Here is a 12832-nt window from a genome sequence, read left to right as displayed (position 1 = left end):
GGGGGCCGGTCGGCTCACAGCGGCGACGGCACGACCGGCCCCGTCACCGCGACCTCGCCCGCCTCCTCAGACCGGCGAGTCCCGCGAACGTGGGTCGAGCCGGTCGGCGTCCACCATTCGACAACCTGTTCGATTTATGGTCATTCGGCTTTCTACAGGCCCGCGTGGCGGCTGTCAACCGCCGCCGACCTCGGAGCCCACGCCGGGAACGCCCGCTCAGGTGTCCGCGCCGATCACCCGCGCGGCGGCGAGGTAGGCGGCGAGCAGGCTCTCGGCGACCGCCGTCACGGTCTCGTCTCCCGGCAGGAAGTACGGGCTGTGCAGCCCCGAGGTCGTGTCGGTGCCCACGAACAGCATCAGCGACGGCACGACCGACGCGAAGTGGGCGAAGTCGTCGGCGCCGCAGGAGCGCAGCGTCGCGGGCATGTGGTGGGCCACCTCGACGAGGATGCGGCCGGTCTCCTCGGCGAGCCGGGCGTGGTTGACGAGCACCGGCTCCCCGTTCGCGATCCGTACCTCCGCCTCGCAGCCGTGGACGCGGGCGACCCCCTCGACGACCTCGCGGAAGCGGTGGTGCAGCTGCCGGCGCCAGGGCTCCGACATCGTACGGAGGGTGCCGCGCGCCGCGGCCTGTCCCGGGATCGCGTTGGGGGCGTTGCCCGCCGACACGGTCCCGAAGGTGACCACGGTCGGCGTCATCGGGTCGGCGTCGCGGCTCACGAGCTGCTGCGCGGCCACGATGATCTGGGCGAGCGCGAGAACCGGATCACTGGACAGGTGAGGGTAGGCCGCGTGCCCGCCCTGCCCGCGGACGACGACGGCGAACTCGTCGGAGGAGGCGTTGACCGCGCCGGGGGTGCAGGCCGTCTCACCCGCGCCGAGCACCGGCTGGACGTGTGCCGCGATCATCGCGCCGACCTGGTTCCTGCGCAGCGCGCCCGACTCGACGATGTCCCTGGCACCGGAGGGAGGGGTCTCCTCACGCGGCTGCAGCACCGCGACCATCGGCGCCGGCGCCCGTACCCGGTCGACCGCCCTGGTCAGCGCGACCAGGGCCGCGAGGTGCACGTCGTGGCCGCAGGCGTGCATCGCGCCGTTGCGCGAGGCCCAGGGAACGTTCGTCTCCTCGGGGATCGGCAGGGCGTCCAGCTCTCCGCGTACCCCGACGGCGAGCCCTTCGCCGCCGACCCGCAGGAGCGCGCCGGTCACGGCCACCCGCTCCATCGCGTTGCCCTCGGGCAGCGCGTCCAGCACACGCTTGAGGGTCGGCTCCTCCTTTCCCGAGACGCAGGGCTCGGCATGCAGTTCTCGCCGTAGCTGGAAGGCGGCGGGCAGTTCGGCGTGCAGGGCGGCGCGGAGCCGCTCACGAACCTCGTTCATCGCCCCTCCCCGGACCGGGGTGCGTCGTGGCCGACCCTCACGCGCCCTCCTGTGCGAGCGCGCGGACGTGGGTGCCGATCATGGATCTCCCTCTGCTGTGCGTGGTGCCGTTCTCATGGTGCATGGGTGAGGCGGGGCCGTTCCCAAGGAAATGTCATGCCCGAATATCCCCGCCGGCTCACCCGCCGATCGGCCGCTCCACCTCACCGGGCGCCTCGCCCGTCGCCGTGCCCGCTACTGTGCCCGCGTTCCTCCCCCGGACGGCGTACGCGAGGGTGAGGGCGACGACGGTGATCGGGAAGACGGCGGCGACGAGGATGCCGGTGCGCAGACCGGAGCCGCCGTCGTCGGGGAGCGCGGCCGACAGGGTGGCGAGAAACCCGCCGGCGGCGGCGGAGGCGTCCGCGGCGGCCCCGGCGATCCAGGGGCCGGCCGCGCCACCGGCGTCCCCGAAGACGGCGAGCACGCCGAACATCGCCGCGCCGCCGAGGGGGAAGCGGGCCGCGGCGAGGCTGAAGGTACCCGGCCACAGGAGGCTGACGGCGAGGCCGCACACCGCGCAGCCGATGAGGCTGACCACCGGGTTGGAGGACAGGCAGACGACGAGATAGCAGACGGTCGCCAGCGCGCCGCACGAGGCCATAGCGGGCACCAGCGGGATCTTCTCACCCCACAGGCCGTAGACGATGCGGCCGATGCCCATCAGGACCGCGAACAGGCACGGACCCGCCAGGTCGCCCCACACCTTGGAGACTCCCAGCCCCTCCTCGGCGAAGAGGGAGGACCACTGCGACATGGTCAGCTCGGCCGCGCCCGCGCTGAGCATCAGCACGAGGGCGGCGGCGAAGGCGGGAGCCCCGAAGAGCGCCCGCAGGGAGGTGCGGTGCTCGTCGGGCACGGTCGCGGGCAGCGGCACCCTCAGGAACGCCACCATGTTGACCAGCGGGACCAGCGCCCAGGCGACGGGCAGGACCTGCCAGGCGTCCTGGCCGATCCAGGCCAGCAGCAGCGTGCTGCCCGCCACCACCGCGACCTGTCCCCAGCAGTAGAAGGAGTGCAGCAGGCTCATCGCCGCGGCCTTGCCCTCCTGCGGGCTGGGCAGCGCGTCCACGACCGGGCTGACGAGCACCTCCAGCAGGCCGCCGCCGACGGCGTAGACGACGATCGCGACGCACAGTCCCAGGTACGGGGAGGGCGACACGGCCGGGGCCACCGCGAGCAGCATCAGTCCCAGCGCCGACAGGACGTGGGCCAGCACCAGCGGGACGCGGTAACCGGTCCGGTCCACGAACTTCACGGCCACGATGTCGGTGACCAGCTGGGTGGCGAAGTTGAGCAGCACCAGGCGCCCGAGCATCTCCAGCGGCAACTGGTAGCGGGTCTGGAACACGATGAACAGCAGGGGGGCCAGGTTGTTGACGATGGCCTGGGTGACATATCCGGTGTAGCAGGCGCGGCGGGTGTGGTCGTACGTCGTCATGGGTGATGCGTTTCTCTCCCTGGGGGGCCGATCGCCCTGGGGGGCGATCGTCCGCACACTACGGGGCGCGCCGACACCGCGGGACACCCACCCCCGGCGCGCGAAAACACCAGGTCATCGGGAGGGTCGGACGGCCGTGCGACCTTGGGCGGCGGATCTCACACCTGGCGGACGGCTGTCTTGGGCCGCGGGCCTCTCACCCCCGGCGGACGATCGTGCTCCTGGGCCGCGCGTTCCCCGGGCGGCCGGGCGGTTCGGGGCGCGTGGCGCCTACTTGAGCTGCAGGACCGGGGCGACGGCGGAATGCGAGCGGGGGGAGGCGGGCAGGCCGAGCACGAACCAGACGATCTTTCCTCCGGTGGCGGGATGGGCGACGCCCCAGTCGTCGGCGAGGGAGTCGACGATCTGGAGGCCCCGGCCGCTGGTGGCGTCCATGTCGCGGGCACACATGCGGGGAACTCCCGCCCCGGGGTCGAAGAGCTCACCGCGGACGAGGTTCTCGCCGCCTCGGATGCGCAGCGCGCACGCGGCGCCGCCGTACCTGACGGCGTTGGTGACCAGCTCGCTCACGATCAGCATGCAGTCGTCTATGAGATCGTCAGCGCCCCACAGGGAGAGCTCCCGGCGAACCAGCGAGCGGGCGTCGCGCACGCTCGCGGGGACGGCGGGCAGCAGGCACTCGCCTACGTACTCGTGGGCGACCTCGAGGGCCGCCGCGGATGAGTTGTGCTGGAGAGACACTGCGCCTCCTTCTGATGGGAGCGCTCCCATGACAAATGTAGAACATCCGGTCACGTCTGGGAATTGATTCCCTCCTAATTGTTTCTATTAGATGTCGTAAGAGTGACGATAAGTCAGTGCGTTTCGTGACGTTTGGGGAGAATGGGGCCACAGACCCCAGCAGGAGTCATCACCACCCCTTACCGGACACCACGCCACACCACCTGGGCGGGTTCCCCTCCGTCCGTGAACCCGCCCGCGCCCCGCCCCTCCCTCCGTGAACCCGTCCGTGAACCCGTCCGTGCCCTTGTCTCCCGCCCTCCCGGACCAACGCGCCTGGAAGGGCCGCGACCACGTCAGCGCAGCTGGGGAAGGACCTTCGCGCCGAACGCGTCGATGAAGGGGGCCTGCTCCTGGCCCACATGGTGCAGATAGATCTCCTCGAAGCCCAGGTCGGCGTACTCGTTGATCCTGGCGGCGTGCCAGCCCAGGTCGGACGAGACGTTGACGACCTCGGCGATCTGCTCGGACGAGACGTCCGCGGAGACCACGTCGAAGAGTTCGGGGGTGTCGAGATCCCAGCTGACCGGCGGGGAGAAGACATTGCTTCGCCACTGGTGGTGGGCGATGGCCATCGCCTCGTCGTCACTCTCGGCCCAGCTGAGGTGAACCTGGAGCGCCACCTTCCCCTTACCTCCGGCGTCCCGGTAGGCGCCGATGACCTCGCGCAGGTGGTCGACCGGTCCTCCCACGGTGATCAGGCCGTCGGCCCACTCCGCGCACCAGCGGGCCGTGTCGACGCTCACCGCCGCGCCGACCAACTTCGGCGGGACCTCGGGCCGGGTCCACAACCGGGCGCGGTCGACGGTCACCAGGCCGTCGTGGCTCACCTCCTCCCCCGCCAGCATCGCCCTGATGATGTCGACACACTCCCGCAGACGCCGCGTGCGAAGCTCCTTGCGCGGCCAGCGGTCACCGGTGATGTGCTCGTTGCTCGCCTCGCCCGTGCCGAGGGCGGCCCAGAAGCGCTCGGGGAACATCGCCCCGAGGGTGCCGATCGCCTGGGCGATGATCGCGGGGTGGTAGCGCTGGCCGGGGGCGTTCACAACGCCGAACGGCAGGTTCGTGGCCTGGAGCGCCGCGCCCAGCCAGGACCAGGCGAACCCCGACTGCCCCTGTCGCTCGCTCCACGGGGAGAAGTGGTCCGACGACATCGCCGCCCCGAACCCCGCCTGCTCGGCCTGGGTGACGGCTTTCAGAAGCTCTGCCGGGTGGATCTGCTCGTGTGAGGAATGGAAGCCATAAGTCGTCATCGCCTCCGGCTACCCGGGAGAAGGCCGTCCATTCGGGCACACGCCCCCGACCTGGCCGTACGGATGAGCCTCTCACGTGAGCGGCCGGGCCGGATCCTGACGGGTGACCGGCTCGGACGGATGGCCGGGCCGGAGGCGTACGGGGGAACGGGCCGGACGGGAAGCGCGGTACCGCCCGAGGTCACGGACGGTACCGCGCTCGGCCTCACCCGGACATCACCCGGGCCTCAGAAGGCCGACGTGTAGGTGACGAACGAGAGCCGGTCGACGCGGGTGGCCGCGTCGTAGCAGGCGACGTTGCGCACGATGGCATTGCCGGCGTTGGTGTTCCACAGGCTCTGCAGGTTGCAGAACTCGGGGCCCGGCCCGTACGCGGTGACCTGGACCTGGTCCTGCAGGAGCCCGACCTTCGGGAAGGTGACCAGACGCAGACCGAGTCCCGCGCTCTGGATCGTGTTCGTGGCCCCCTGGGAGTTGTAGTTCAGACCCGCGGGCGTCGGCGCGTACGGGCCGGGGTTGGCCGGGTTGGTGTCGAAGGTGTAGGCGAAGTTCTTCGGCGGGATCGCCGCACCGGTGATGGCGCGCTCACGCTGGTAGGTGAGGGTCCATCCGGTGTTGAGCGGCACGTTCGTCGCGTTGTGGCAGCGCACCTGGACCGCCTGCGCGCCCACGCCCGGAGACCAGGCGCCGACCTTGCAGCGGGCGGGCTGGTTGGGGTTCACCGCGGTGACCTGGAGGTTTCCCGCGGCACTCGCCGAGCCGAGGCCCGGCAGGGTGACCGTCCAGACGCCCACCCCACCGGGGACGGCGGTGTTCACGCCCCCGGCCGAGTTGAACTGGTCGGCGATGCCGGCACCGTTGTGGTGCACGTAACCGAACGCCTGCGGTGCGGGCAGGGTGCCGGTGCTCTGCTCGAAGACGATGCTGTACGGGGTGAAGACCTGAGCCCCTCCGTACCGGTAGCACTGCACCGCCACCAGCAGGTCGGATCCCGAGGGGCCCCATTTCTGCACCTGGCACCAGTAGGCGTTCTGGGAGATCGCCGTGACGTGGACGACGCCGCCGTTGATCGCGAGCTGCGGGAACCTCACGTACGTCTGCCCGACCACGCCGGGGGTGACCGTGACGTTGAAGCCCGGCGCCCAGCTGCCCGCCTGGTGGTTGATGTCGGGGACGCCGGAGGTCACGTCGACCACCGCGAAACCCCACCGGTTGGGAACGGCGGCCTGCGCGCCCGTTGCCGCCGCGGTGACGCTCGCGGCAAGCATCGCGATGACACACAGAATTTGAATCATGACTCTTCGTAACTGCGGCATGCCGTACTCCATCGGCTTGGGGGGTTGGGCGATCGGACGCGACCGAGGAACCAGCGAAGTGAGCGGAAATGTCTGGAATCACAGTTCGTCCTGAGCTCTTGATAACCCGCCCGTCCCCCCTTGAAAAGACCCAACCTGACGGGTGAGATGACTTCGTCTTCCCAGATCAGGTCAGGGTTCCGACCAGATGGCGGTCTTCTCCCCCAGAGATCACCCGGTCGTTCCTGCGAGTACCGTATGAACAACGCACAGCCGATCCGCCAGGATCCCTAGACGGGGTGTGAGACCGTGCCGGAGCTCGAACCGAACGTTCCGCGTGTCATGTGGCAGTTACTTGAGCCCCTGCACGCCGTCACCTACTTCGCCCCCGAGGCGTTGGCGGCGTCCGACGCGGTCGGCATGCGCGGTTTCTGGATGGGTTACTTCGCGTCCAGGGCGGCGCCCCTCGGGCCGGTCGGCCCCGGCGTCGTCACGGCGGCCTTCCACGGTTTCCCCCCGGCGAGGGTCGCCAGGGCGCTCCCCGACGCGTGGACGTTCGCCACCCCCGGCGACGTGCTGCGCGCCAGGCTCGACGGGGCGGGAGCGGCGCTGCGGAACGTGCTCACCGACAAGGTGATCGGATCGGACGACATGCGCGCGGCGGCCGACCTCGCCTGGGAGGCCGCGCGGCTCGCCGACACCGCCGGCCGGGTGCTCGGCGCGGCCAACCAGGCGCTGCCCGCGCCCGACGAGCCGCACCTGCTGCTCTGGCAGGCCGCGACCACGCTGCGCGAGCACCGGGGCGACGGGCACGTGGCCGCCCTCGTCGCCCACGGCGTCTCCCCCGTCCAGGCCCACCTGCTCAAGGTCGCGGCGGGCGAGACGGATCTGGAGCAGCTGCGCCTGGGACGGCACTGGGACGATGAGGAGTGGGAGGCCGGTGCCGCCGCCCTGCGCGAGCGCGGGTGGGTCGACGACTCCGGCGCGCTGACGGCCGAGGGTGCGCGGGAGCGCGGGCGGATCGAGCGGCTCACCGACGAGGCGGCGGCCGCCCCGTGGCGTGCCCTGGGAGACGAGCGCACCTCCGAGCTCGCCCTGCTGCTCCACCCGCTGACCACGGCCGTCCTGGAGTCGGGCGTCATTCCGCCCTCGAACGCGATCGGCCTGCCGCGCTCACTCGCGGAAAGCGAGGACGGCCGGGGGCTCACGCTCCCGGCCGTCCCTTCGCGGATCGGCTGAGGGGGATCAGCCGAACGGCAGCCGTACGAAGGACCGGTTACCGACACCGAGGCTGACGGTGTTGGTGCCGATGGCGTTCCAGACCTCGACCCTCACCCGGCCGTTCGACAGGTTGCCGAGCGTGCCCGAGGAGGACTGCGGGCCGGCCCCCTGCGTGTAGTGCTCCCAGCCGGTCACCGGGTCGGTCGCGAAGTAGGCGTAGGTCTCCACCCTGTCCCAGCTCCCGTCGCCGGTCAGGTCGTAGGAGACCCTGACCTGGGTGCCGTTCGCGACCGCGGTGCCCGAGTCCAGGAAGAGGTCGAACGCGGTGGTGCCGCCGTTGCGGTTGGCGGTGAGACCGGTCGCCGTGAAGACCTGGGCGTTGGTCGGGACGCCGTCGTGGTTGCCGTTCGCGGCGGCCAGCGTGACGCTGCCCGCCGTGCCGGTCGTGCCCGTCAGCCCTCCGCCGCTCTGCAGGTAGCGCGTCGCGGCGAAGACACCCGGGGTCGGGGTGGGGGTCGGCGTCGGGGTGGGGGTCGGCGTGGGGGTCGGGTCGGGGTTCGTGGTGCCGCCCCCCGCGTTGCCGCCGCTCCAGGTGAAGGCGCCGGAGGTGGCCGTCTTGCCCGCCGGCACGTTGAGCACGGTGCCGTTGGAGAAGGTCACCGTGAGCGGGCTGCCGGTGATGTTGGACGCGACGTAGGTGCGTGCCCCGTTCTTGCTGAACACCTTCGCCAGCGGGTGGTTGGCGGTGACGGAGTTGTCCACCGTGCCGAGGGCGGCCAGGTTGCGGATCCAGTGGAAGGTGTGCGCCCTGCTCTCCCCCTCCTCCGGGGTGTAGCCTCCGGCGGCGCGCAGGTTCGCCAGGGCCGCGTCACCGTTGCCCAGCGCCTGGAACTGCCAGATGATGTCCTGCCACACCGTGGGTGGCCCGCCGTTGTTGCGTACCAGTTCGGCGTAGTTGGTGTTCACGTAGGCGGGGTTGTCGCCCAGGTAGAAGTGCCCGCCGGTGATCGGGAGCATGTTGATGCCCTGGATCATCTCCGGTTCGGCGCTGAACCAGGTGGCGTACGCGCCGCCGCTGCCCCAGACCATGCCGACCGTGCTGTGGCCGAAGGCGGCGGGGAAGTTCTGGTCGCGCACGTCGAACCAGTACTCCTGGATCGCCGCGGCCTGGGTCGTGTAGATGAAGATGCCCGCGTCGCGGACGGCGGTGTTGCCGGTGGCCTGTCCCCACTGGATGAGGGCGTTGGCGAAGTTCTGGCCCTCCGACGACGACTCCTGGTTGTTGCCCGAGCCGAACGCGCCGTGGCCCGACGCCCAGTCGTGGCCCGCGTAGATGTCGAAGTCGCGCAGGTACGGGAAGCGGGTGTCGGACCGGTCGTAGTTGTTGGCGTCGCGGATCAGCAGGTCCACCATGCCGCCGTACTGGCTCGCCTTCGCCCAGTTGGGGTCGAACTTGGCGAGGGTCGCGGCGGCGGCGATGTAGTAGCCGTAGTGGAAGTGGTGGTCGTTGAGCTCCAGGTCGGAGCCGTAGGAGGCCGGGTAGCCGAGCAGGGTCCCCCAGTTCTGGTTGTAGTAGAAGACCCTGGTCGTCTTGCCCGGTGAGGCGGTGAACCAGTCGTTGAGGCGGGTGCGGATCGCGTTCAGCGCGGCGGTGCGCACCGACGTCAGGTTGAGCTGGTCGGCGATCTCCGCGATGCGGGCGGCCCGGCCCAGGCCCTTGCCCGTCCAGTAGGTGTCGTCGCCCCGGATGTCCATCGGGTTGCCGAGTTCGGCGTTGAGCTGGTTGGTGACCGTGGTGAGGTCCGCCCCCGAACTGTCGGCCACCGCGGGGACCTCGGGCAGGACGCCGGTGTACTTCATCGTCGTCCTGAACTGCGTACCGGTGACGATCTTCATCTGCCCGCGCGCCGACACGTACGTCTGCGCCAGCGGCGTCGAGCCGGTCAGGTAGTTCCACTGGTGCGGGTAGAGCGCGATGACCGTGCCGGTCTGGCTGCCCTGCCTCGCCGTGGTGGTGAAGGCGTACGTCGTGGTCAGCGTGCTCGCGGACTGGTTGTAGGCGTACGAGACACGGGTGCCGGTGACGTGCGCGTGCGCGTACTGGCCGTAGGTGCTCGCCAGCGCCGCGCGGTCGCCGCCCGCGGGAAGCGCCGCCACCGAGAAGAAGTCCTTGCCCGCGAGGGAGGAGCTGATCGTGGTGCCGCTCACCGACCAGGTCGCTCCGGTCGGCGCGTAGGCGACGTAGTCACGGCCGCCGACGGTGAAGCCGATGGTGGCGCCGCTGTTGGACCACACCGTGGGGGTGCCCGCGGCGGTGATCTGCGCGTTGCCGCCGGTGATCTGGAAGTACGCGAACGGCAGGCCGTGGCCGATGGTGGCCTTCATCGTCCGGCCCCCGCCGCTCCAGTACGGGGTGACGGTCCAGTCGCTCCAGCCGTCGACCTTGACGTCCGGCGAGTTCAGGCCCGCGACGCCGACGCGGATGTTCTCGACGTAGGGGTAGTGGTACTCGCCGACGCCGGTCGCGGTGCCGCTGATGGCGGGGGTGGTGTTGTAGGAGAAGCCGAGCCCGTTGCCGAAGGTGTCGTACGAGATCGGGTGCGCGTGGAGCGGCTCACCGTACGCACAGTCGGTCTTCTTGTAGAGGATCGACGACCACCAGTCGTTGGTGGGCACGGCCCCCGCGGGGGCGTTGGACGTCACCCACTGGCGGGGGTTGGTGGAGATGGAGCCGCAGCCGGTCGGCAGCGAGCGTCCTGCGGGGAGGGTGTCCGCGTAGCTGCCGGCGCCGACCGTGGCGGCTTCCGCGGAGCGGGCGGCGCCGAGGCCGAGCAGCCCGGCCACCATCGCGACGACCACACCGGCGGCGAGGCGGCGACGGCGGGCCCTGAGGCGGGCCGCCGACCGGGCGAGTCGTCCTTCGCGGGGGTGCGCACTGTCCGGACCCGTGGTCCGGATCGAGGGATCCATAGGGGGTGCCTCCGGGGAGAGGAATCGGGCTCTGAAGCTGACCGATACGAGAGAGCGCTCTCTCACCGAAAAGTAACGGGATGCGTCACGTCAGTCAATGTTTCGCGTTGGTAACGAGTAGGTAAAGGACGGAGGTGCAGGCGAGAGGGCGTAAGCCCAGAAAAATAGGGCGTTCTACCGCGCGGCGCCATCTTTTCGTCCGCCCACCTATCACATCGCCCGCCTGGCCGACGATCAAGAAATGGCCCTACCCTGATCTGAGAGCGCTCTCATAGTCGGTCGACGTTCAACGCCGGTCGACCTCTTGACGGCGCCCGCTCCCTCCCGCCCGTCGTCGGCCGGGCCCCGAGGGCACCCCTCCCCGTTCACCGTCGACCACCCCCTCGACGACGTGAACCCCCACCTGGAGCACCTCCTCGGCGGCGCGAACCCTTCACCCGGAACACCCTCCCCCCACACCCGCGCATGCCCGATCACCAGGGCGGACGCAACTGGCGAGACGGCGACAAAAACAGGGCTGGACACTGAGAGTGATGAAGAATTACTCTCTGTGAACACACAGGCACCCTCTGCCACAGGAGACATCATGCGAAGCAGGAAGCTCATGACCGCCGTGCTGAGCGCCGCCGCCGTCGCGGGTTTGACCACGATGACCGCCGCCGCTCCGGCCACGGCCTCCGTGCCCACCGTCCCCGATGCTCCCGCCGCCGCCGACTTCACCGGCTACCAGATCGTCAAGCTGCCGAACGCCAACGTGCCCAACTTCCAGCGCCGCGTGGTCTACTGCCCCGGCGGGAAGAAGGTCATCGGCGGCGGCGCCGAGGCGCAGGGCAACGGGGCCATCCTGGTGGGCTCCTTCCCCACAGACGACGGCAACGGCTGGATCGGGCTCGGTCGCCAGATCGGCTACAACGACGTGGGCATCAGCGTCTACGCGATCTGTGCCAACGTCGGCTGATCACCGCTCCGCGACACCTGCCGTCCCCCCTGGCCCCCTGCGACACCTTCCCCTTGCGACACAGCACCCGGGCCACCACGGTGACCACCGTCCTCGCCGTCACCACCACCCCGCCCATCTCCCCCCGGTGATCGCCGTCCCCCGCGATCACCACCGTCTGATCACCTTCCCCTGATCAGCGTCCCCAGGGAAACACCGGCTCCGGCCAGACCATAAAAGGTCCGACCGGAGCCGTTCCGCACGTTCCCCCAGAACCACCCCGCGAAGAACCCCGCCCCAAGGGTCGCCCTGGCTCCGAACCAGTAGAGACACGGCCGTCGGCCGCGTTCGCTCAGGGGCGCGAGAGCACCTCGTCGAGCTTGGCGGCGAACTCCTCGTGCAGGCTACCGAAGGCCCCGTGGTCGCCGGGGAACATCACGTGCGTCCCCTCGATCTGCTCGGCGACGACGAAGGAGGCCCGGTAAGGTGGCTGCCCCTCCGAGGCTTCGCCCGCCACCATCACGACGCGTGCCGAGGAGGCCCGCAGCGCGTCGGCGTCGGGGACGTATCTCACGAACGGCGGCACCTCGTAGCCGATGAAGAACTCCATGTTCTTCTCCATCCGCGCCATCGTCTCCGCCGCCTCGGGAGTGAGCTCCTCCTGCTCTCCCTGGGTGGCCGCCTCCTCGTGCTCCCTGCCGGTCCTGTCGAACCCGGTGGCGAAGGCCTGCATCGCGGCTCCGGTCCCCTCCTTGGCGAACGCCTCCTCCACGTCCCGGATGACATCGCGCCAGCGGTCGCGGTCGGGCAGCAGCTCGAACAGCGGCGGCTCGTGGGATACGAGGGTGCGCACCTGCTCGGGGTGGCGGGTGGCCAGCTCCAGGCCGATGATCGCGCCGGAGCTGTTGCCGAAGACGTACGCGGGCTCGTCGGCGGTGACGCCCACCTCCACCAGCAGGCGGTGCGCGTCGTCGGCGTGCGTCTCGATGCTCTGCGACTCGGGCGGCCCGTCCAGCGGGCTGCGCGAGTTGCCGCGCCGATCGTAGGTCACCACCGTGTAGCGGTCGGCGAGCCGCTGGGCCAGACCCGCGTATCCGGCGGCGTCGTAAACCCCGCCGCAGATCAGCAGCAGGGTCGGCCCCGAGCCGCGGATCTCGTAGTGAAGGGTCGCGCCGGGAACCTTCAGGGTGTTCGTCTTGACGGGCTGCATGGTCGCTTCTCCTCGAAAGTCGTCGGCCGTCTCGCTTCTCTGATCACAGAGAATCGGAGCCACGGATGCGTTCTCGACATCCCCACCCGCACAGTCGCGGCGAAAGAGCGTCTCCTCCTGTGGCGGGCCACCCCGGGTCGGCGGTGCGTGCCGGACCGCACCACCGCCACCGTCCTGCCCACTTCCCCTCAGGGGGGACACCACGCGTCGTGGGGGGGGGGGGAGGGGGGAGGCCCCACCCCCCCCCCAGCGGTGTGGTAGTTGGGGACAACCCGAAATTAAATAAAGCGCCCCCCCCCGAACACT

The 12832-nt window shown here is 70.4% G+C and carries 9 protein-coding genes; 2 read left to right on the top strand and 7 right to left on the bottom strand.

Annotated features, from left to right (window positions below):
- Positions 1-216: 216 nt before the first annotated feature.
- From AB0B96_RS22775 to AB0B96_RS22755, 5 genes are all read right to left on the bottom strand, one after another.
- Positions 217-1380, bottom strand: coding sequence for a M20 family metallopeptidase (locus AB0B96_RS22775; protein ID WP_350944953.1), 1164 nt, complete (start codon positions 1378-1380; stop codon positions 217-219).
- A 178-nt stretch (positions 1381-1558) separates the two neighbouring features.
- Positions 1559-2860 (bottom strand): MFS transporter, encoded by a 1302-nt coding sequence (locus AB0B96_RS22770; protein WP_362901542.1) that lies wholly within the window; start codon positions 2858-2860, stop codon positions 1559-1561.
- 270 nt (positions 2861-3130) lie between these two features.
- Positions 3131-3601, bottom strand: coding sequence for an ATP-binding protein (locus AB0B96_RS22765; protein ID WP_350944949.1), 471 nt, complete (start codon positions 3599-3601; stop codon positions 3131-3133).
- Between the two features lie 335 nt (positions 3602-3936).
- A complete protein-coding gene (locus AB0B96_RS22760; RefSeq protein WP_362901539.1) occupies positions 3937-4893 on the bottom strand; it encodes a TIGR03885 family FMN-dependent LLM class oxidoreductase in 957 nt (318 codons plus the stop codon).
- Positions 4894-5120: 227 nt separating this feature from the next.
- On the bottom strand, positions 5121-6188 hold the full coding sequence (locus AB0B96_RS22755) for a hypothetical protein (RefSeq protein ID WP_362901537.1): 1068 nt from the start codon (positions 6186-6188) through the stop codon (positions 5121-5123).
- 342 nt (positions 6189-6530) lie between these two features.
- Here AB0B96_RS22755 and AB0B96_RS22750 point away from each other — a divergent pair, with 342 nt between their 5' ends.
- A complete protein-coding gene (locus AB0B96_RS22750) occupies positions 6531-7427 on the top strand; it encodes a hypothetical protein (RefSeq protein WP_362901535.1) in 897 nt (298 codons plus the stop codon).
- Positions 7428-7433: 6 nt separating this feature from the next.
- Here AB0B96_RS22750 and AB0B96_RS22745 read toward each other — a convergent pair whose 3' ends face one another.
- Positions 7434-10379, bottom strand: coding sequence for a glycosyl hydrolase (locus AB0B96_RS22745; protein ID WP_362901533.1), 2946 nt, complete (start codon positions 10377-10379; stop codon positions 7434-7436).
- Between the two features lie 586 nt (positions 10380-10965).
- Here AB0B96_RS22745 and AB0B96_RS22740 point away from each other — a divergent pair.
- Positions 10966-11337: a hypothetical protein gene (locus tag AB0B96_RS22740; RefSeq protein WP_362901531.1), complete on the top strand. Its 372-nt coding sequence runs from the start codon at positions 10966-10968 to the stop codon at positions 11335-11337.
- 331 nt (positions 11338-11668) lie between these two features.
- On the opposite strand, the gene AB0B96_RS22735 is transcribed toward AB0B96_RS22740, so the two are convergent.
- Complete coding sequence (locus AB0B96_RS22735; protein WP_362901529.1) at positions 11669-12526, bottom strand: alpha/beta hydrolase; 858 nt, start codon at positions 12524-12526, stop codon at positions 11669-11671.
- Between the last annotated feature and the right edge of the window lie 306 nt (positions 12527-12832).

The organism is Streptosporangium sp. NPDC049046, from assembly GCF_040649155.1.
Classification (GTDB): Bacteria; Actinomycetota; Actinomycetes; order Streptosporangiales; family Streptosporangiaceae; genus Streptosporangium.
Note: the sequence above shows the minus strand (reverse complement) of the source record. Positions and strands in the feature narration are given on the sequence as shown.

What these genes read in the sequence shown, in the direction of transcription:
- AB0B96_RS22775 (WP_350944953.1), bottom strand. Translation starts at nt 1,380, where the DNA reads ATGAACGAGGTTCGTGAGCGGCTCCGCGCCGCCCTGCACGCCGAACTG.
- AB0B96_RS22770 (WP_362901542.1), bottom strand. Translation starts at nt 2,860, where the DNA reads ATGACGACGTACGACCACACCCGCCGCGCCTGCTACACCGGATATGTC.
- AB0B96_RS22760 (WP_362901539.1), bottom strand. Translation starts at nt 4,893, where the DNA reads ATGACGACTTATGGCTTCCATTCCTCACACGAGCAGATCCACCCGGCA.
- AB0B96_RS22755 (WP_362901537.1), bottom strand. Translation starts at nt 6,188, where the DNA reads ATGATTCAAATTCTGTGTGTCATCGCGATGCTTGCCGCGAGCGTCACC.
- AB0B96_RS22750 (WP_362901535.1), top strand. Translation starts at nt 6,531, where the DNA reads ATGTGGCAGTTACTTGAGCCCCTGCACGCCGTCACCTACTTCGCCCCC.
- AB0B96_RS22745 (WP_362901533.1), bottom strand. Translation starts at nt 10,379, where the DNA reads ATGGATCCCTCGATCCGGACCACGGGTCCGGACAGTGCGCACCCCCGC.
- AB0B96_RS22740 (WP_362901531.1), top strand. Translation starts at nt 10,966, where the DNA reads ATGCGAAGCAGGAAGCTCATGACCGCCGTGCTGAGCGCCGCCGCCGTC.
- AB0B96_RS22735 (WP_362901529.1), bottom strand. Translation starts at nt 12,526, where the DNA reads ATGCAGCCCGTCAAGACGAACACCCTGAAGGTTCCCGGCGCGACCCTT.